Annotated in this window: 16 protein-coding genes; 10 read left to right on the top strand and 6 right to left on the bottom strand. The window is 65.0% G+C overall.

Going from position 1 to position 19,122, the window contains the following annotated elements:
- Positions 1-335: 335 nt before the first annotated feature.
- Entirely contained in the window at positions 336-1,121 is a 786-nt protein-coding gene (locus tag ACXYMR_RS08470; RefSeq protein WP_458942417.1) for an acyl-CoA thioesterase, read from the top strand.
- A 1-nt stretch (position 1,122) separates the two neighbouring features.
- Here the strand turns inward: ACXYMR_RS08470 and ACXYMR_RS08465 are convergent, their stop codons facing one another.
- Positions 1,123-1,776: a 2OG-Fe(II) oxygenase gene (locus tag ACXYMR_RS08465; protein ID WP_458942416.1), complete on the bottom strand. Its 654-nt coding sequence runs from the start codon at positions 1,774-1,776 to the stop codon at positions 1,123-1,125.
- Positions 1,777-1,948: 172 nt separating this feature from the next.
- Between ACXYMR_RS08465 and ACXYMR_RS08460 the strand changes: the two genes are divergently transcribed.
- Complete coding sequence (locus ACXYMR_RS08460; RefSeq protein WP_458942415.1) at positions 1,949-2,320, top strand: cupin domain-containing protein; 372 nt, start codon at positions 1,949-1,951, stop codon at positions 2,318-2,320.
- Between the two features lie 378 nt (positions 2,321-2,698).
- Here ACXYMR_RS08460 and ACXYMR_RS08455 read toward each other — a convergent pair whose 3' ends face one another.
- Positions 2,699-3,610 carry a haloalkane dehalogenase gene (locus ACXYMR_RS08455; RefSeq protein WP_458942414.1) on the bottom strand — a complete coding sequence of 304 codons (912 nt, stop codon included), beginning with the start codon at positions 3,608-3,610 and terminating at the stop codon, positions 2,699-2,701.
- Between the two features lie 133 nt (positions 3,611-3,743).
- On the opposite strand from ACXYMR_RS08455, the gene lpdA reads away from it, so the two are divergent.
- Together lpdA and ACXYMR_RS08445 are read left to right on the top strand one after the other, a co-directional pair.
- On the top strand, positions 3,744-5,144 hold the full coding sequence (gene lpdA / locus ACXYMR_RS08450; RefSeq protein ID WP_458942413.1) for a dihydrolipoyl dehydrogenase: 1,401 nt from the start codon (positions 3,744-3,746) through the stop codon (positions 5,142-5,144).
- A 117-nt stretch (positions 5,145-5,261) separates the two neighbouring features.
- Positions 5,262-6,374, top strand: a complete 1,113-nt coding sequence (locus ACXYMR_RS08445; RefSeq protein ID WP_458942412.1) for a GAF domain-containing protein — start codon at positions 5,262-5,264, stop codon at positions 6,372-6,374.
- Between the two features lie 20 nt (positions 6,375-6,394).
- Here the strand turns inward: ACXYMR_RS08445 and ACXYMR_RS08440 are convergent, their stop codons facing one another.
- Positions 6,395-8,032 (bottom strand): AMP-binding protein, encoded by a 1,638-nt coding sequence (locus tag ACXYMR_RS08440; RefSeq protein ID WP_458942411.1) that lies wholly within the window; start codon positions 8,030-8,032, stop codon positions 6,395-6,397.
- Positions 8,033-8,297: 265 nt separating this feature from the next.
- On the opposite strand from ACXYMR_RS08440, the gene ACXYMR_RS08435 reads away from it, so the two are divergent.
- The 4 genes from ACXYMR_RS08435 to ACXYMR_RS08420 all read left to right on the top strand — a co-directional run bounded on the left by ACXYMR_RS08435 (position 8,298) and on the right by ACXYMR_RS08420 (position 13,573).
- Positions 8,298-9,074, top strand: coding sequence for a hypothetical protein (locus tag ACXYMR_RS08435; RefSeq protein ID WP_458942410.1), 777 nt, complete (start codon positions 8,298-8,300; stop codon positions 9,072-9,074).
- Between the two features lie 63 nt (positions 9,075-9,137).
- Positions 9,138-10,472, top strand: a complete 1,335-nt coding sequence (locus ACXYMR_RS08430; RefSeq protein WP_458942409.1) for a hypothetical protein — start codon at positions 9,138-9,140, stop codon at positions 10,470-10,472.
- A gap of 145 nt (positions 10,473-10,617) precedes the next feature.
- Positions 10,618-13,059 (top strand): M1 family metallopeptidase, encoded by a 2,442-nt coding sequence (locus ACXYMR_RS08425; RefSeq protein ID WP_458942520.1) that lies wholly within the window; start codon positions 10,618-10,620, stop codon positions 13,057-13,059.
- On the top strand, positions 13,037-13,573 hold the full coding sequence (locus ACXYMR_RS08420; protein WP_458942408.1) for a DUF6702 family protein: 537 nt from the start codon (positions 13,037-13,039) through the stop codon (positions 13,571-13,573). The genes ACXYMR_RS08425 and ACXYMR_RS08420 overlap by 23 nt, the downstream gene beginning before the upstream one ends.
- 15 nt (positions 13,574-13,588) lie before the next feature.
- Here the strand turns inward: ACXYMR_RS08420 and ACXYMR_RS08415 are convergent, their stop codons facing one another.
- Positions 13,589-14,755 (bottom strand): GGDEF domain-containing protein, encoded by a 1,167-nt coding sequence (locus ACXYMR_RS08415; RefSeq protein ID WP_458942407.1) that lies wholly within the window; start codon positions 14,753-14,755, stop codon positions 13,589-13,591.
- Between the two features lie 174 nt (positions 14,756-14,929).
- Here ACXYMR_RS08415 and ACXYMR_RS08410 point away from each other — a divergent pair, with 174 nt between their 5' ends.
- Together ACXYMR_RS08410 and ACXYMR_RS08405 are read left to right on the top strand one after the other, a co-directional pair.
- Positions 14,930-15,283, top strand: coding sequence for a response regulator (locus ACXYMR_RS08410; protein ID WP_458942406.1), 354 nt, complete (start codon positions 14,930-14,932; stop codon positions 15,281-15,283).
- 32 nt (positions 15,284-15,315) lie between these two features.
- On the top strand, positions 15,316-16,425 hold the full coding sequence (locus tag ACXYMR_RS08405) for a DUF3616 domain-containing protein (protein WP_458942405.1): 1,110 nt from the start codon (positions 15,316-15,318) through the stop codon (positions 16,423-16,425).
- On the opposite strand, the gene ACXYMR_RS08400 is transcribed toward ACXYMR_RS08405, so the two are convergent.
- Positions 16,422-18,230 (bottom strand): ATP-binding protein, encoded by a 1,809-nt coding sequence (locus ACXYMR_RS08400; protein ID WP_458942404.1) that lies wholly within the window; start codon positions 18,228-18,230, stop codon positions 16,422-16,424. The genes ACXYMR_RS08405 and ACXYMR_RS08400 overlap by 4 nt on opposite strands.
- Before the next feature lie 45 nt (positions 18,231-18,275).
- Positions 18,276-19,122: sensor histidine kinase (locus ACXYMR_RS08395; protein WP_458942403.1), on the bottom strand; the 847-nt coding region annotated here is incomplete at its 5' end.

Genomic DNA, 19,122 nt, shown 5'->3' with positions numbered 1-19,122 from the left:
CCGCCTTCATGGCGGGGCCTTATGACGCTGATCGAGGGTGAGGCGACTCCCATTGCGGGTGTAGACAGGATTCGAGGCCCCGCCATGAAGGCGGGGAAAACGGTGAGGTGGATTCCTTCCGCGACTGATCGCATCGCGCCGCAGCGCAGGATAAGCCATTGATCTCTTGTCAGCCAGCGGGCCTCAGAGGGGCAAAGCTGTCAAGGGCGCGGAGCGCCGCTACGCGGTTGGAACCCTTGACAGCTTTGCCCCTCTGAGGCGGACTCTCGGCAAGAGATGAATGGGCAGGTGGGGCGCTGAAGGCGCCCCGTTTTCAAACCAACGAGGCCGCGACGATGTCTTCCCCAGCCCGCCACCTCGCCGAGATCCGGCATGCCGATCTCGTCTTTCCGCACCAGACCAATCACCAGGGCACGTATTTTGGCGGTGCGGCGATGGCGGAGATGGACAAGCTGGCCTTCCTGGTGGCGGCGCGGCATGCGCGGCGGCCGTTTGTCACGGCGTCGTGTGACAAGCTGGATTTCGTCGCCCCGGCGGTGGTCGGCAATCTGGTCGAGCTGACCGGGCAGGTGCGCATGGTCGGGCGCAGCTCGCTGGTGGTCGATGTCGAGCTGGCGGCGGAGGATTTGCGTACGGGTGGGCGGCATGTGTGCACGCGGGGGGCCTTCACCATGGTCGCTGCCGACCGCAAGACCAATCCGCAGCGCCTGCCGCCGGCGCCGGATGCCAAGCCGGATTTCGAGGCGTCGCCGGCCGGATATGCGCGCACCCTGCAGCTGGTTTTCCCGGGCGATACCAATCATCTGGGCCAGCTGTTCGGCGGCAATGCCATGTCGCTGATGGGCAAGGCGGCCTATATGGCGGCGTCGCGACATACGCGTACCGATGTCGGCATGGCGGCCTCGGACAAGGTTGATTTCATTGCCCCGACACGCGAGGGCGAGCTGCTCGACGTGACGGCACGGGTGGCCAGCGTGGGGCGGACCTCGATGCAAGTCGCGGTGCGAGCCGAAGCGGAAGACCTGATGTCCGGCGAGCGGCGCCTAGTGGGCGAGGCGGCCTATGTCATGGTGGCGCTGGACGAGAAGGGCAAGCCGACTCCGGCCAAGCCGCTGGAATAGCTCAGATTGCCAGCGGAAGGGCCCGGGCCTGCAGGGCCGGGGCGAGGGCGCGGTCATTGCAGCGATGCCATCCGGCGATCGAATAGCGCGCCCGGCGGGCCGGCAGGACTTCGTGCGGGATGTCTTCGCTGAGGAAGAGGGCGAGATGGGCCATGTGGGGCTGGATGTCGGCCAGCACGGTCGCGGCGTCATCGTCGTCGGCGTAGAGACGCAGGGCGCCGCCCTCATCCGGATGCCAATCCTCGTTGAGATACAACACGCTGGAGAGGATACGGTTGCGCGCACCGCGGAAGCTGTCGCGATGGCGGGCGTAGAAGGCGCCGGGCTCGTAGACGGCGAAATGCGCCTCGAAGGCGAACAGTCCGAGCATCAGGCGGGCATTGATTGCGAGACGCAGGTCTTCGGCGAAATCGAGCCAGGCGGCCTCGGCGGCGCTGTCGCGGTCGAGCCAGCGGGTGCGGTCGCGGCGGATCCGGCTTTCCACCCCGTGTTCATCGCTGCGGCCGATTCCGGCGCGGCTGAGTTGGCCGGCACGGTGGCGCTGGTCGGCTTCGGCGAACAGGGTCCGCGGCAGGCTCGGGTCGGCCAGCTGGCAGACGCTCCAACCCTGTCCGGCGAGGTCGTCGCAGACGCTGTCGATGTCGAAGACAGGCATGGCGCGGGCGCCGAGGGGGACGGGGTGCAAGCGAGGCAATCCTTGAGATGCGCGGCGGGCAGTTAGGGCCGTGTGGCGCCGGGGTCAAGCGGAAACTGGCCAAGCGCGCCGCGGACTGGCTCGGGCGATGGCGGGCGTTATACTCGCAGCCCGGTCAGACGGAGAATCGGCCATGACGATCAAAGTGATATCCCTCGCCGCCAAGCATGCCCAGTTCGACGAGGCCTGGTCGCCCAAGCGCGTGGCGCGGATGGATGATTACGACATCAAGCTGGCCAAGGCGGTCGGGGATTTCGACTGGCACCGCCATGAGAATGAGGACGAGCTGTTTTTCGTTTCGCGCGGCCTGCTGCGCATCGAGATCGAGGACGCCGAACCGGTCCTGCTCGGGCCGGGCGAGCTGTGCGTCATCCCGAAGGGCGTGCGCCACCGCCCGGTCGCCCAGACCGAGGAGGTGCATATCCTGCTGATCGAAAAGGCCGGCGTGGTCAATACGGGCGACAACACCGACAGCGACCTGACCCAGTCGATCGAGGATATCTAGGCACGGCGCGGCCCGGCCGGAGAATAATCGATCAGGCGTGATCGCGGTCACAGGCAAGGGCTTGCCCGACATGGCATGGTCCCCATGAACTGGGGAGGTGTCATGGTCAAGGGGTGGTTTGCGCTCGGCAGGATCGGGTTGTGCGCGCTATCGCTTGTCAGTTTGCCGGCCTGTCGCCCTGTATGGAATGCCTTCGCGCCGGTCCGGACAGGTCACGATCGCGGCATGGTCCGGAGCATGGTCGCCAGCTCGGTTCAGAGCACGGTTCAGAGCACGGGCCAGAGCACGGTCTACAGCTCGCTCCCGCTCGACACTTTTGATGCTACTGATTTTATAGACATTTATATCAATGAGTCACCACTGGCCGGGATCCGCTTCTCAGGCCCGATACCGCTTGAGGCCGAAGTGTTCGAGGGCGGCCCGGGCGATGGGTTCGCCCCATTCCTGCACGAAATGGCCGGCCTGCTTGACCTCCATCGGGGGCGGGCAGCCCCGGATCTGGTCGCGCAACCAGTACATGGCCGGCGGGCCGAGGACGGGATCCTGCATGCCGATGGCCATGAAGCTGTCGCCCTGCCAGGCGTGCTGCCAGAAATCGAGCGCGGCCAGGCCGGTATCGACGCCTTCCATGTCCGGATCGGTCTGCACCAGGGCCGGGAAGGTGCGCGCGCCGGCCTTGTAGCGCGGTTCGGGGAAGGGCGCGTCATAGGCGGCGATCTCCTCCGGGGTGAGGATCGGCGTGGCCTGTTTCATCAGTTGCCCGACATCGAAATCCGGGCGCTCGGCGACGAAGGCGCGCCAGGCGTCGAAGCCGGGCCCGGCCGGCTTGCCGATGCCCAGGCCGGTATTCATCACCAGCAGGCGGGACCAGCGCTGCGGCGCGGCCATCGGCAGGGTGAGGCCGATCAGACCGCCCCAGTCCTGGCACACCAGCAGGATATCGGTGAGGTCGAGGTGCTCGACGAAAGCCAGCATGGCCTCGCGGTGGAAGTGGAAGGTGTAGGTCTCGTCGGCGACCGGCTTGTCGGAGCGGCCGAAGCCGAAATGATCCGGCGCCACGACCCGCAGTCCGGCCTCGAGGAAGACCGGGATCATCTTGCGGTAGAGATAGGCCCAGCTCGGCTCACCGTGCAGGCACAGGGCAACCGGGGCGTCCCGCGGGCCCTCGTCGACATAGTGCATGCGCAGGCCGGCATACCCGGGAAGATCATCGACGTAACGTGGCTGCCATGGCCAGTCAGGCAAGTTCTCAAAACGGGTATCCGGGGTCCGGACGCTGTCGATCTGCATGGGGTGTCCCTCCTGAAGGCGGACAGCCTAGCGCCAATGGACGCGGCTTTGCGAGCATTGATCGGATGGGGGCGGGCTGATATTCAGCGGGTAGAGAGTCCCGGTTTTAATTCGTATGTGAAGGAAGTGCGGCATGGCCAGCAGCAATTTCGACGTGATCGTGGTCGGCGGCGGGCCGGGCGGCTATGTGGCGGCCATCCGGGCGGCCCAGCTGGGCTTCAAGACGGCGGTCGTCGAGCGCGACAAGCTGGGCGGCATCTGCCTCAACTGGGGCTGTATCCCGACCAAGGCGCTGCTGCGGACGTCGGAAGTCTATCACCTGATGCAGCATGCCGGCGATTTCGGCCTGTCGGCCGACAAGATCGCCTTTGACATCAAGAAGGTGGTCGAGCGCTCGCGCAAGGTGTCGGGACGCCTGGTCAGCGGCATCGGCATGCTGATGAAGAAGCACAAGGTCACCGTGATCGAGGGCACGGCCAAGCTCGACAAGGGCAAGGACGCACCGAGCGTGGTGGTTGGCAAGGAGCGGTACACGGCCAAGCACGTGATCCTGGCGACCGGCGCGCGCGCCCGGACCATACCGGCCGCCGGGCTGGAGCCGGACGGTGACAAGATCTGGACCTATCGCGAAGCCATGGTGCCGGACGCCATGCCGAAATCCCTGCTGGTTATCGGTTCGGGCGCTATCGGTATCGAGTTTGCCAGCTTCTACCGCACCATGGGAGCCGAGGTGACGGTGGTGGAAATGATGGACCGGGTGCTGCCGGTCGAGGACGCGGAAATCTCCGGCCTGGCCGCCAAGGCGTTCAAGAAGCAGGGCATGACCCTGATGACCTCGGCCCAGGTCGACAAGGTCGACACGTCCGGCAAGCTGGCACGTGTCACTATCAAGACGGCCAACGGCAAGAGCGAGACCGTCGAGGTCGAGAAGGTGATTCTCGCCGTCGGTATCGCCGCCAATATCGAGAATCTCGGGCTCGAGGCACTGGGCGTGAAGATCGAGCGCGGCCACGTCGTGAATGACGGATTCGGACGCACCAATGTGAAGGGGCTGTACGCGATCGGGGACGTGGCCGGGCCGCCCTGGCTGGCCCACAAGGCGTCGCATGAGGGCGTGGTCTGCGTCGAGAAGATCGCCGGCCAGGACGTGCACGCCTTCGAGACCGGCAATATCCCGGGCTGTACCTATTGCCACCCGCAAGTGGCCTCGGTCGGGCTGACCGAGGCCCAGGCCAAGGAGGCCGGGCACGAGGTCAAGGTCGGCCGCTTCCCGTTCGTGGGCAATGGCAAGGCCATCGCGCTGGGCGATGACCAGGGCCTGGTCAAGACGGTGTTCGACGAGAAGACCGGCGAGCTGCTGGGCGCGCACATGATCGGCGCGGAGGTCACCGAGCTGATCCAGGGCTATGTCGTGGCGCGCCAGCTGGAGACCACCGAGGCGGAGCTGATGCACACCGTCTTCCCGCACCCGACCCTGTCGGAAATGATGCATGAGAGCGTGCTGGATGCCTATGGCAAGGCGCTGCACATCTGAGGCGGCGGACCCTTTGCCGGAAAGCGCTTTGCTTACCATCGATTGATTTGACAGCTGACACGGTGCCGGTCGTGGCGTAAAATGCCCTGAATTCGATTTCAGGCGAGCGGAGGGATCATGCTCGACGAAGGTCGCCAGCAGGCACTGGATCGAACTGGACTGATAGAAGCGGGTCGGGAACCGGGGTTTGATCACCTGGTTCGGCTTGCCGCGCATGCCCTCCACACCAAGATCGCGCTGATTTCGCTGATTGACCGCGACCGCCAATGGTTCAAGGCCCGGCACGGTCTGGAGGTGGAAGAGACCGCGCGCTGCTATGCCTTCTGTGACCATACGATCCGCAACAGCGACGTGATGGTGATTCCGGACGCCCTCGAGGACCCCCGCTTCGCCGACAACCCTCTGGTGACCGGCGAGCCGAATATCCGTTTCTACGCCGGGGCCCCGTTGATAACCCATGAGGGCTACGCGCTGGGCTCCCTGTGCGTCATCGACACCGAACCGCGGCACGATTTCGGTCCTGCAGAGCGGACCATCCTGCAGGAACTGGCCGAGGCCGTGATGCTGCAGGTCGCCAGCGTGTCGCGCGACCGCGCGGTGCACGATCTCGAGGTCATCATCGAGGAATTGCGCCGTCGCATGGGCAGCCTGTTCACCCATGTGTCCTTCCTGGTCTCGACACTGGACCAGGACGAGACCGACACCGACCGTCTGGTGCATCGCTTGCGCGATTGCATCGGCTCGTTGTCCCGCACCCAGGCCGCCTTCGCCGCCAATCGATGGCAGGCCTTGCCGCTGCACCGCCTGTGCACAGCGGCGCTGGGCCCCTTCACACAGGACGAGGGGCTGCCGCTGCTGAATATCGAAGGCGGTAACCCGGCTGCCGTTTCCGAACGCGCGGCCTTTGTCCTCACCCTGATGCTGCACGAACTGGCGACCAACTCGGTCCAGCATGGCGCCCTCGGGCGCGGTGTTGGCCGGATCAGTCTGGGCTGGCAGGTCTCCAACGGTGTGCGGATCTACTGGTCCGAGAGCGGTGTGGCGTCAGGCAACGGCCCCGTCAGCACCGTATCGCAGGGTTTCGGGTCAACCGTGCTGGAGAAGATCGTCCCGGATGCCCTGGGCGGCGAGGGCCGCCTCGTCCGCCCCGAGCGGGGCGGTCTGAGCTATGAGCTGACCGTGCCCGCCAGTCGCGTCCTGGAGCGTAGCGAGTCCCAGGCCGAGGCCTGACACCCACCGTCGGTCTTGCCTCAGGCGGTTTCCTCGACCTGCGAGACGATGGCCTTCTCGACGATCTTCTGGACCTTGCCGTAATCGATCTTTCCGGTGCCCAGGACGGGGATTTCCGGCGCGTGGATGATGCGCTTGGGAATGGCCAGCTCGCTGATGCCGTGATTGCGGTAGAAGGCGACGAGGTCGCTGCGCTCCGCGTCGGGATTGTCGGTCAGCAGGATGACCTGTTCGCCCTTGCGGCTGTCGGGCAGGGCGCAGGCCGCGTGCATGTTGTCGGGCCAGACCGACGTGGCGCAGTTCTCGACCACGGTCAGGGAGACCATTTCGCCGCCCAGCTTGGCGAAGCGCTTGACCCGGCCGCGAATGCGCAGGAAGCCGGCCTCGTCGATGGACACGATGTCGCCGGTATCATGCCAGCCATTCTGGGGCGGATCGATCTCCAGCGGGGCGGAGGGGCGGATATAGCCCATCATGATGTTGGGTCCCCTGATGTGCAGCTGGCCGGCATCGGGGATGCCCTCGACCGGGACCAGCTTGGCCTCGCAGCCGCCCATGATCTGGCCGACCGTGCCGGGCTGGTTGTTCTGGGGCTGGTTCACCGCGAAGACCGGCGCGGCCTCGGTCAGGCCGTAGCCCTCCACGATCTCGACATTGAACTTCTTGCGCAGGGTGGCCCGGGTCTCGTCCTTGACCCGCTCGGCACCGCACACGGCCATGCGCAGGGAGGACAGGTCCTCGGTCTTCGCGGCGCGGGCATACTGGTTCATGAAGGTGTCGGTGGCGAACAGGATGGTCGAACCGGTCTCGGCGATGCGCTTGACGATCGTCTTGGCCTGCAGCGGCGTGGGGTGGCAGACCGCCGGCACGCCGAGGCCCAGGGGCACGAGAACGCCGCCGGTGAGGCCGAAGCAGTGGAAAGTCGGTAGCGGGTTGAAGACGCGGTCCGTGGGGAAGATCTCGACGTGGTCGCGGACCTGTTCGACGTTTGAGAGCAGATTGGCGTGGCTGAGGACCACGCCTTTCGGTTCACCCTCAGTGCCGGAGGTGAACAGGTAGACGGCGGGATCATCGGGCTTGGGATGCGAGCGCACGGCCCACGGCGCCACCATGCCGATGGCGGCGGCGGCCTTGTCGGCGGTGGAGAGGTTTTCCCGCACGTCCTCGAGATAGACCAGCTCGTAATCCCGGGCGAGATCGGCCTCGAGCTCTTCCAGTTCGCCCAGCTCAATGAACTTGCGTGCGGTGACGATGCGCTTGGCCTTGCAGGCCGTGCAGGCAGCGCGCAGGGCCTTGGCACCGGCAGTGAAGTTGAGCATGGCCGGGGTGCGGCCATAGGCGGAAATGGCGTAGAAGGAAATGATGGCGCCCGCGCCGGTCGGCAGCAGGATGGCGACGGCCTCGCCAGGCTCGGTTCCGTCCTTGAGGGCGTGGCCAAGGGCAAAGGTGGCCTTGGCCAGGTCGTCATAGCTGAGCTCGCGACCGTCGGCGTCGATCACGGCAAGCTTGCTGCCGCCGAATTTGCGCCGGGCGTCCATGAGCGCCCCAACTACCGACTTGCGATAGCGCGACGGCGCCAGCTCGGGTCCGCGAAACACCATTCCATCCTGCCCGGTCACCGGTGCATGGAATGCCCCCGCTTCAGCATTGTCGACCATGCTTTCTCCTCCCTGCGGCCCCTTTCACGGGCTCGTATTGGTGCCTGATCTTACTAGCGGTATCGGGCGAGGGAAGGGGGGAGAGCCGGAGGCGCTGTCATGTGTCGCAGCGCATCTCGTATTTCAGGAAGGATTTATCGAAAAACGAAAAAACTTCTTGATATCGTTTTTCGATAATGTATGGTCTGAATCATGCTGGGGAGCATGGGCTGCACCGGACTTGCCGAGAGGCAATTCGCACCGGACAGCAAAAATGGAGAGTGGGATGCGTAAGGCTTGTATGGCCATGACGGCCATCAGTGGTGCGGTGATGTTGAGCGGGTGTGTGGTTGTGGTCGCCGATGAAGGCGATAACGGGACCAAGCGCCTGCACCAGTCGCGCACGGCGGACGGTTTTCGGGTGCTCGACACCGATGGCGATTACTCCCGCCTGGCCGGAGATCTCAACCTGCGGGGCCGCGTAGGCGGTGATCTGAGCCTGGTGGCCGGTGATGTCGATATCGACGGCATGGAGATCGGCGGCGAGGTCTCAATTGCAGCCGGCGATGTCAATTTCAACGGCACGGTCGCGGGTGAAGTTTCGATCGCCGGTGGTGACGTCAACTGGGACGGCAGGGCCGGGGACGAGTTGAACCTGGCCGCCGGCGAGCTCACCGTGGCCGGCCAGGTCGAGGGCGAAGCCCATCTGGCGTCCGGCGAGATGCGGGTGACGGCCCGCTTTGCCGACCGGGTCCAGGCCCAGGCAGGCCGTCTCGAGTTTGCCGGTGAAGCCCTGGCGCCCGTGCAACTGGTATCGGCCGACAAGCTGAACCGTTCGCGCGGCCGGGACAACGGGCAGATCGTCGTGTCCGGTCGCCTGGCCGAGGGCGGAGAGATCTGTACCCGCACGCTGGAAATCACCGATACGGCGCATATTTCAGGCACGCTGACCGTCTGGAGCGTGGACAGCCCGATGGTGGCCGACGGCGCCCGGGTAGACAATCTGGTGGTCCATGACCGCGACGGCGAGGATTGTGATGACCTGGTCGAGGACTGGGACTAGGCATCACGGCTCCAGCAATCTGCGTTCAATGAAACCTACGCCTGGGGGCAAAGGGAGTTATCCATGAACATCAAGTCTATCCTACTGGCGATCAGCCTGGCTTTTGCCGGCCCTCTGGCGATGGCCGAGGCCCAGGTGATCGGCGGGGAAGTCGAGATCGACGGCAGTTCCGATGACGTCATATTCTTCGGCGGGGACATGGTGGTTCGCGGTGTCATCGAAGGTGACATCTTCGCCATAACCGGGGAGGGCGACATCGACGCCACTGTCCGGGGCGATGTGGAGTATCTGGGCGGCGACTTTACCCTGAACGGCGAAGTTGAACGCAATGTGTCGATCGCCGGCGGCGATATCGAGATCGATGCCACCATCGGCGGCAATCTCGATGTGGCGGGCGGTGACGTCAATGTGCGGGGGTCGGTGGGCAATAGTGCGCATCTGGCCGGGGGCAGCGTCTTCATCGACGCGATCATCCACGACACGCTGCATGCCGGCGGGGGCGAGGTCATAGTCGCGTCGACCAGTGTGATCACGGAGTTCGCCGAGTTCGCCGGCGGCCAGGTCGAACTGGACGGCACCTATCATGGCTTCGTGAATGTGCGCGGCGGTGAGGTCACCCTGTCCGGGCAGTTCCATGGCGATGTCGAGGTCGAAGCTGAAGAGGTCTACGTGCTGGACGGGGCCCGGATTGACGGCATGCTGCGGGTGCGCAGCCCGATCGAACCGGTGATGGCGGCCGGGGCGCAGGTCCCGAACCTCGACTACACCGAACAGGACGTCAATTTCGGCGCCCGCGACTGGGATGACATCGATATCGAGATCGCCGGCCCGTGGAAGGCACTGGGTGCGCCGATGCATTTCTTCGGCCTGGCCATGGCCGCCAGTGCGGTCTTGTTCGGCCTCATCGTGCTGGCCCTGGTGCCGCGCGGGACCAGCCAGGTGGTGCGGGCCTTCCGCCGCCGCCCCCTGGTGTCGGTGGTGCTCGGCTTCATCGCGGTGCCGTTCTCGGTCGTGTTCGCGGTGGTGCTGACCGTGCTGCTGGCCATCGTGGTCATCGGCATCCCGCTGATCCCCTTCCTCTGGCTTGTCCTGCCGGTGGTGCTGGTGCTGGGCTATGTGTTCGGCGGCTTCGCGCTCGGTGACCTGATCTTCAACCGTACTCCGGAACAGCCGCTGGGCTTTGGCCTGCGCCTGCTGTCGCTGGTCGTGGTGTTCGGCGCGGCCTGGCTGCTCGGTGCCATCTTCGGCGTTGGCCTCGGCATGCTCGCCGGTACGGTGATCTGGGTCGTCGGACTTGGCGCGTGGCTGCTCAGTTCGACCGGTCGTCGGCACGAAATGCCGGTCGCGGCCAGCGCCGCGCCCGGTCAAGGTTCGGGGCCGACAGTCGACGCCAGCTGAATCAACGGAGCCCCCGGCTGCCGCGGCAATCGGGGGCCTTCCGCGTCTCCCCAACATGACAATTCAGCAAGGACGGATGACCCGGCGGCAATGTCGCGCTAAATCTCCGGGCTTGCGATTTTGGGTTTCGGGGAGTGGGGCCGTGATGCGAGTAGTAAACTGGATGACGCTGGCCGTGGCGGCGAGCGCCGGATTCAGCGTGGCAGCGTCGGCGCAGCCAAACCAGCAGACCACCAATGACTGGCGTGATGCCTTCCGCCAGCTCGAGGACGAGGACTGGCCGACCCCGAACCGGGTGCGCCGGGCAACCGGCGCTCCGGGGCCCGACTACTGGCAGCAGCAGGTCGATTACGACATCGATGTGCGCCTCGACGAGGGTGACAGACGACTGACCGGCACCGAGACGGTGACCTATACCAACAATGCCCCCGACGAGCTGGACTATCTCTGGTTCCTGCTCGACCAGAACCGCTTCCGCCCCGATTCCATCGCCGTGATGACCGAGACCGTGTCCGGTGGTGGTCGCTCGTCAGGCCGGGTCGGCGGGACAAGGACCGACAGCATCTCCGCCGCCGCGGTGCGGCGCCGGCAGCGGATCGAGAATGACGGCTACGGCTTCAACATCACAGGCGTGACCGGCGCTGACGGTGAAGCGCTTGACTACACCATTGTCGACACGCTGATGCGTATCGATCTCGAGGATACGCTGGAGACCGGCGACGCGGTCACTTTCACCATCGAGTTCGACTACCAGCTGATCGAGACCGCGGTGGTCGGCGGACGGGCCGGCTGGGAATGCTTCGAGGAAACCGGCGATACCGGCGGCGACTGCATCTACCAGATCGCCCAGTGGTTCCCGCGTGCCGCGGCCTTCTCCGACTATGAGGGCTGGCACAACAAGGCCTTCCTCGGGCGCGGCGAGTTCGGTCTGGAATTCGGTGATTACGACGTCGCCATCACGGTGCCGCAGGACTTCATCGTGTCGGCCACCGGCGTGCTGCAGAACAGCGACGAGGTGCTCAACCAGGCCCAGCGGGACCGTCTCGACGAGGCCATGGAGGCCGATGAGCCGGTCTTCATCGTGACCCCGGCGGAGGCACGCGCCAATGAGCGTCGCGGCACCCGGTCCGAAGCGACCTGGGAATTCTCGGCGGAAAACGTGCGCGACTTTGCCTGGGCGGCGTCGCGGAAGTTCATCTGGGACGCGGTCGGCGTGGAGCAGGACGGGGAGGGCGTGGCGCCCGACCGCGTGCTGGCCATGTCCTTCTACCCCAATGAGAGCGAACCCTTGTGGTCGACCTTCTCGACCCGGGCTATCGAGCATACGCTGCAGGTCTATTCCGAATTTTCCTTCCCCTATCCCTATCCGGTGGCGCAATCGATCGCCGGGCCCCAGGGCGGGATGGAATACCCGATGATCACCTTCAATGGCGGCACCTATGGCCGCCCGGTGATGGATGAAGACGGCAATCTGAGCTATTCGCTGCGCTCCAAGCGCGGCCTGATCGGCGTCATCATCCACGAGATCGGCCATATCTACTTCCCGATGGTGGTCAATTCCGACGAGCGCCAGTGGACGTGGATGGATGAGGGGCTCAACACCTTCCTGCAATTCCAGGCCGAGCGGCGCTGGGAGGAGGACTTCCCGTCGCGTCGCGGCGACCCGGACCTGATCGTCGACTACATGGTGTCGACCAACCAGATGCCGATCATGACGCAGTCGGACTCCATCGTGCAGTTCGGTCCCAACGCCTATGGCAAGCCGGCCACGGCACTGGTCATCCTGCGCGAGACCGTGCTGGGCCGCGAGCTGTTCGACGAGGCCTTCCGGACCTATGCCCGGCGCTGGCGCTTCAAGCGGCCGACGCCGTATGACTTCTTCCGCACCATGGAAGAGGTGTCCGGCGTCGACCTCGACTGGTTCTGGCGCGGCTGGTTCTATTCGACGGACCATGTCGACATCGCCCTCGACCGGGTCATCGTCGGTGAGTTCAACACCGAGAATCCCGAGATCGAGAACGCCCGCTCGCGCGCGGAGGCCGAGGCCCTGCCGGAAAGCCGCACCCAGCTGGCCAATCGCCGCGAAGGCCTGTCGACCTATGCCGACAGCAATCCGGAGGTCATCGACTTCTATTCGCGCAATGACACCCACACGGTGACCAACCGCCAGCGCGAAGCCTACGAATCCGGTCGCGAGGAGATGGAAGACTGGCAGGCGGAGATTCTCGACAGCGATTTCAAGGTCTACTACTTCGATTTCTCCAACCGGGGCGGCGTGGTGATGCCGATCATCCTGCGCCTGAGCTTTGCCAATGGCAGCGAGGAGATCGTGCGCATTCCGGCCGAGGTCTGGCGCTACAATCCCGATCAGGTGACCTGGACCTACACCGACGAGCGCAGTCTTACGGCGGTGGAACTCGATCCGTTCCACGAGATTGCCGATGCCGACCGGTCCAACAACCATTTTCCGCCGCGTATCGAACCGTCACGCCTGGACGTCTACCGGTCCAGCCGGGACAATTCGAACATGATGGATGACATGGATCTGAGAGTGAGCCGAGACAGTGTGGAAACCCGCTCTGAATAAGACCGGCCGGGCGCTTTCGCGCCTCGGCGTCTGGGCCCTGGCGGGGCTGGTCCTGGGGACCGGTCCCGCCATCGCCCATCGCGGCCATTCCGGGGTCACCGATATCCGGCTCGACACCATCAATGCCGAGTTCGAGATCTCGCACCGGGTCTATGGCGTGGACCTGATGGACGCGCTGGGCGAGAGCGGCCGTGATGCCTCCGACGTCCTGGCCTCGGCGGACGGGTTGGACCGTATCGAAGCCTATGTTCGCGCCGGATTCCGGTTTGGCGAAGGTGATGGTGCCCTGATCGAGAGTGATTTTGTCGGGGCCGAGGTGGATGGCGAGTTCGTGTGGATCTACTTCACCGCCCCGGTGCCGGCAGACCTGTCGGCCTTCCTGGTGGACAATGACCTGCTCGCCGACACCGTCGAAGACCAGGAAATGCTGACCAATATACGTGTCGGACCGGAGATCCGGACAGCTCGCCAGGGTGACGGGCATCGCGACCCGGTAAGGCTGGTCTTCAACTAGTCCCAGGTGCGACGATCAGGCGTAGACCGTCCGGTTGCGGCCCTCGGCCTTGGCGCTATACAGGGCGCTGTCGGCGCGGCTGTAGAGCGGGTCCCGCTCGATGCTGTCCTCGGCGGAGGACTGGGCGCAGCCGATTGAAATGGTCACCGACAAGCGAGTGCCCTGCACCTGCGCCGATCCCGTCTCGACTGTCCGGCGCAGGCGTTCGGCGAGCGCCCACATGCCATCGCGATCGGTACCCGGGGCGGCGATGACCCCAAACTCCTCACCTCCGATACGGGCCAGGAAATCGGCTTCACCCAGGCTTTGCCGACACAGACGGGCGATCTGCCGCAGCACGTCATCTCCGGTCTCGTGGCCGTACACGTCATTGACCCGCTTGAAATGGTCGATGTCGAAGATTGCCAGCTGGACCTGACCCGCCTCGGGGTGGCGCTGCATAAGCCGGGTTTGCAGAACTTCCTCGAAAGCGCGCCGGTTGGGCAGTTCTGTCAGCGGGTCGGTGCGCGCCAGCTCGTTGAGCCGGGCCTGGGTATAGGCGGAGGTCAGCAGGAGGTAGCCGAAGATCGTGGATGCCTCCACGGCGATCAGGCCGAGCACGGCGAGCGGGATGAGCTGGCTGTCATCATAGACATTGTTGACTGCACTGCCGCCGAGCATGAAAGCGATGGCCAGGACCGTGGCATAGAGGCCGGCTGCGACATGGGCGCCGAGCAGCACAGCCACGCCCGGCAGACCATCGCGCCGGGCGATGGCGGGCAGGCGGGTTATGGACAGGATGCTGGTGACCGAAATGACCAGCGCAATCATGATGACCCGGCCGGCCACCTGGGGGTCGACAAAGATGAACCAGGCATAGGTCAGCACGTAGCTCGCCACGAGGACGGCATAGACCCAGCGCGGGAAATGGCGCTCGGCAAAGTGCGCGGTACCGGACAACAGCAGAACATAGGCGGTCGAGATGGCGGTGTTGGTGATGAACAGGATCCACAACCCAAGCCCCGCGTGATCCGGCGCGAAGAAAGCCGACAGGGACAGGCCGAACGTCTTGAAGCCCAGCGCGACCGTCCATGAGCGCGCGCCGCGGCTGGACGGATGGATGCGCCAGTTCACAAAGTGCAGGACAATGCCGATCAGCATGACCAGAACCAGGGCCACGACCAGTGAGCGCGTGTCCAGCATCCGTGAATTCTCCCCCAACTCACCTAAAACGCGAATCGACCCCGAGACTGCTGGTTCAGGCGAGGGAAAGGCAAGATGTTTCGGAGATTGACGGACCGGACTTGCAGCATTGTTTCAGGCATGTGGAACAGATATCGGCTCGATTGCGTTGATATTATCAACCGGGGAAGTGACTTGAAGATATTCCTTGCCGAAGACGAAGTCCTCATCGCCCTCGATCTGTCGATGGCCCTGGAAGCCATGAATCACTTCGTCGTCGGCCCGGCACACGACATCGAGACTGCGCGCAGCATGGCCCGGGAAGAGGATATCGACTTTGCCGTGCTGGACCTGAACTTGTCCGGCGAACTGTCCTTCCCCATCGCGCAGATCCTCGAGCAGCGGAAGATCCCGTACACTTTCCTCACCGGTTATCAGCTTTCCCACCTGCCGCGCGAATATCAGCACGCCCAGCTTTTGCAGAAGCCGGTCTCGATGCCGGAGCTCAATTCGCTGTTGTTGCGCGCCCAGGCCGGGCGCGTCAGCTGACGCCGCCTTGTATTGTCTCGACAGGAGCATTCATGACCGCCAAGACCGCCGAACCGACCCGGCAGTGCCGCCTGGTCTTTCAGCATCGCCAATCGCTGGCCCATGTGGAGGACCCGATGCAGCGCGGCATTTCCGCCGTTGCCAGTTGTGGCCGGACCCTTTTTACCGCGTGCGATGAAACGGCGACCGTGGAAGTGCTCTACCAGCAGGAGGATGGCAGCTGGGGCGATCACTCGCACATCGTCCTGTCGGACTTCTTCCGCTTGCCGGACGGACCGGACGGCGAGATGGACATTGAAGGCCTGTCGGCCCGCGATGGCTGGCTCTGGATTACCGGTTCGCACTCGCTCAAACGCAATACGCCGGATCGCGACGTGCATGGCGCCGCCGAAGGCCTCGAACGCCTGCTCGACATCAAGCGCGATCCCAACCGGTATTTTCTCGGCCGCATTCCGATCATCGAGGACGAACCCGGGGTGGCGCGCCTGAAGCGCAAGGACGGCAAGCGTCGGGCGGCCAGCCTCAAGCTCTACCGTCACAAGAGCGCGTTGCTCAAATACCTGCGCGATGACGCCCATCTCGAACCATTTCTCGGTATGCCGTGCAAGGAGAACGGGTTCGATATCGAGGGGCTGGCTTCGCGCCAGGAGCGGGTGTGGCTGGGCCTTCGCGGACCTGTCATCCGCGGCCATGCGGTGATTCTGGAAATGGAGGTGCGCGAGCGCAAGTCCGGCCGCCTCAAGCCGCGGCGGATCGAAGGCAAGCGGCGTTATCGCAAACACCTGCTCGACACCCGAGGGCTGGGGGTACGCGATCTGTGCCTCGACGGGGAAGACTTGCTGGTGCTGGTCGGAACGCCGCTGGCGTCGGACGGGCCGGCGCGCGTGCTGCGCTGGCGCAGCGCGGTCTATGACACCACGTCCGGCGTGGTCGCCAGTTCGCGGCTCGAGACGGTCTGCGAATTGCCTTATGTCGGCGACCGGGACCATCCCGAAGGGATCGAGCGACTGGTCGGGCGCGATGGCAGGGGCGGCGATCTCCTGGTGGTGCATGACAGCCCGCTGGAAGACCGGGTTGATGGCACGCCTCCCAGCCTGATGGCCGATCTTTACGCGGTCAATGAGCGCGATCCGGCGAGCTAGCGAACAGCCCTGGCCTCGTGGCCGGGCGGTCTGGCGGCGGCGGCCAGCTGGGTTTCAAGCACATCGAGCAGATCGGCATGCACGACCGGCTTGGCAAGCACCGCATCGAACTGGCCGGATATGTCCGACGCGTCGGTGTCCGCGTCCGACAAGGCGGTCACGGCAATGAATCGTGTGCCGTCGACCGGGGCCGTGGAGCGGATCAGCCGCGTGGCGGTGATGCCGTCCATGCCGGGCATCTGGATGTCCATCAGCACCAGGGCAAAGGCGCGCTCGCGGCAGGCATCCACGGCCTCCGGGCCGCTGGCGGCACTGACAATTTCGTGCGGGCGAGGGCCAAAAGCCTGGTGCAACATGGCAGACAGGACGACCCGGTTGGTCGCCACGTCGTCGACGATCAGGATGTGGACGGGCTCCCCGCCAGCGCTCAGCAAACGCGTGCCGTCATCGGCCTGGACATGAGGCTGGGCGCCCGGTGGGGACAGCGCCGGGGCGAGGGGCAGGAGAATTTCGAAGCGGCAGCCGTGACCGGGGCGGCTGTACACGTTCAGCTCGCCCTGCATGAGCTCGACCAGGCGGTTGCAGATCGCCAGTCCCAGCCCGGTGCCGCCATAATTCCGGGTCGTCGAGGTGTCGGCCTGGCTGAACGGTTCGAAGACAGATACTTGCTTGTCCTCGGCAATGCCCGGGCCCGTGTCGATGACCTCGATCACCGTCAGCGGCGCTTCGCTGTCGCCGGCGCGCTGGCTCACTTCGACCCGGATCGAACCGTGAGCCGTGAACTTGACCGCATTCGACAGGAGATTGCCGAGGACCTGGCGCAGTCGCAGCGTGTCGCCGAGCAGTCGCGGCGACAGCAGGGGCTCGATCCGGACGGTGAAAGCCAGGCCCTTGGCGACGGCCTGTTCCTGCCAGGTGGCACTGGCGCTCTGAACCAGTGCCGGCAGGTCGAAGGGCCGGGCCTCGACATGCATGGCACCGGCTTCGATCTTTGACAGGTCGAGAACTTCATTCAGTAGTTCCAGCAAGGTCCCGCCGGCATCCTCGACCAGACCGAGGCGTTCGGCCTGGGTCGGATTGAGATCGCCCTCGCGGCTCAGGACCGACGTCATGCCGAGAATGGCGTTGAGGGGAGTGCGGATCTCGTGACCCATATTGGCCAGGAATTCTGACTTGGCGCGATTGGCGCGACCAGCCGCATGCAGGGCTGTCTGCAGGTCATCATAGGCCCGCGCGAGAGCCTGGTTGGCGTCGCGCGCCGCGGCCCGGTACATCGAGCCGAGGCCGATCAGCCACAGGCAGGCGAACCCGACCGCGTAGGCAAAGGCCGTAACCGGATAGAGCACGGGTTCGGGAGCGGCGTGATAGAGGTAAAACACGCCGGCGAAGAAGACGCCGAGGAGGGGCAGCACGAAAAGCAGGCTGCGAGGTCCCCAGAAGTGGTAGAAGCCCAGCACGACGCCCGGCAGGTAGACCGCGGAGGGCGGGATGCCGCCGCGATTGCCCCATATGCTGGCCGCGTAGACGAGAACCGAGAAGATCAGGATCAGAACCATGGTCACGGAGGCATTGCGGGTGAGAATGCCGGCCAATCCGCACACCATGGCGAGAAGGCCGGCGATCAGGCCGACCCACATCATCCCCGGGCGGCCTTCACCCGACCAGTACAGCAGCGCCGCATTGGTCAGCGGCATTATGGTGAGCAGGAAGGCGTAGCTGAACGCGACACGGCCACGCATGGCGTGATTGAAGTCGCGCACCGGGTCGGCATCGGTAACAGCGTCTATGCGGGCCCAGATGTCCATTAGCTCCCTCCCCGACGCCACAATAGGACGGTGCCGTTAAAAAACCTATCCGGCTTTCACAGGCAGGGCGAGGGTGAAGCAGGATCCTTTTCCCGGCTCGCTCGTGGCCCATATCCGGCCGCCATGACGTTCGGCGATACGGCGGCAGATGGCGAGGCCGATGCCGCTGCCAGCGTCCCGGTCGCGACCGCCGAGACGGTGGAACATGTCGAAGATGCGTTCTGCCTGCTCGGGCGGAAAGCCGACGCCGTTGTCGGCGACGCTGATCCACCATTCGTCGTCCTTGCGTTCAGCCCGTATCTCGACCACGGGCGATGCCTCGGACCGATAGCGCAGGGCGTTGCTGACAAGGTTCTGGAACAGGTGCTCCATCAGGCCGGGGTCGGCCTTGAGGCACGGCAGGCCGGAATGCTCGATGCGGCCGGCATTCTCGGCGACCAGGGTGGAGCAATTGTCACGGACCTGCTCGAGGACAGCAGCAAGATCAACCTCGCGCCGGGCCAGCGGCGCATTGCTGGACCGTGAATAGCGCAACAGGTCATCGATCAGGCGCTGCAGGCGCTGGGCCGAGCTCGACATGATGGCGATGTACTGACGACCGCGCTCATCCAGATTGGGCGCGTACTTCTGGACCAGCAGTTCGCCGAAGCCGGAGATCTTGCGCAGCGGTTCCTGGAGGTCATGCGAGGCAAGGATGGCAAAGCGCTCGAGCTCCTCGTTCTTGCGCTCGAGGGCCTCGGCCTGGGCCGCGAGCTGGCGTTCGTGCTCGATGCGCTGGGAGATGTCCTCCAGCGAACCGGCGACCTGAACCGGCATGCCTTCGCGGTCCCAGCTGGCCAGACCGCGCGAGCGGACCCAGATGTGTCCGCCCTTGCCATGCCGGAAGCGGAAC

Source organism: Maricaulis sp. CAU 1757 (assembly GCF_054482675.1).
Note: the sequence above shows the minus strand (reverse complement) of the source record. Positions and strands in the feature narration are given on the sequence as shown.

Coding starts and splice junctions, on each gene's coding strand:
- ACXYMR_RS08470 (WP_458942417.1), top strand. CDS start 336: ATGTCTTCCCCAGCCCGCCACCTCGCCGAGATCCGGCATGCCGATCTC.
- ACXYMR_RS08465 (WP_458942416.1), bottom strand. CDS start 1,776: ATGCCTGTCTTCGACATCGACAGCGTCTGCGACGACCTCGCCGGACAG.
- ACXYMR_RS08460 (WP_458942415.1), top strand. CDS start 1,949: ATGACGATCAAAGTGATATCCCTCGCCGCCAAGCATGCCCAGTTCGAC.
- ACXYMR_RS08455 (WP_458942414.1), bottom strand. CDS start 3,610: ATGCAGATCGACAGCGTCCGGACCCCGGATACCCGTTTTGAGAACTTG.
- lpdA (WP_458942413.1), top strand. CDS start 3,744: ATGGCCAGCAGCAATTTCGACGTGATCGTGGTCGGCGGCGGGCCGGGC.
- ACXYMR_RS08445 (WP_458942412.1), top strand. CDS start 5,262: ATGCTCGACGAAGGTCGCCAGCAGGCACTGGATCGAACTGGACTGATA.
- ACXYMR_RS08440 (WP_458942411.1), bottom strand. CDS start 8,032: ATGGTCGACAATGCTGAAGCGGGGGCATTCCATGCACCGGTGACCGGG.
- ACXYMR_RS08435 (WP_458942410.1), top strand. CDS start 8,298: ATGCGTAAGGCTTGTATGGCCATGACGGCCATCAGTGGTGCGGTGATG.
- ACXYMR_RS08430 (WP_458942409.1), top strand. CDS start 9,138: ATGAACATCAAGTCTATCCTACTGGCGATCAGCCTGGCTTTTGCCGGC.
- ACXYMR_RS08425 (WP_458942520.1), top strand. CDS start 10,618: ATGCGAGTAGTAAACTGGATGACGCTGGCCGTGGCGGCGAGCGCCGGA.
- ACXYMR_RS08415 (WP_458942407.1), bottom strand. CDS start 14,755: ATGCTGGACACGCGCTCACTGGTCGTGGCCCTGGTTCTGGTCATGCTG.
- ACXYMR_RS08405 (WP_458942405.1), top strand. CDS start 15,316: ATGACCGCCAAGACCGCCGAACCGACCCGGCAGTGCCGCCTGGTCTTT.
- ACXYMR_RS08400 (WP_458942404.1), bottom strand. CDS start 18,230: ATGGACATCTGGGCCCGCATAGACGCTGTTACCGATGCCGACCCGGTG.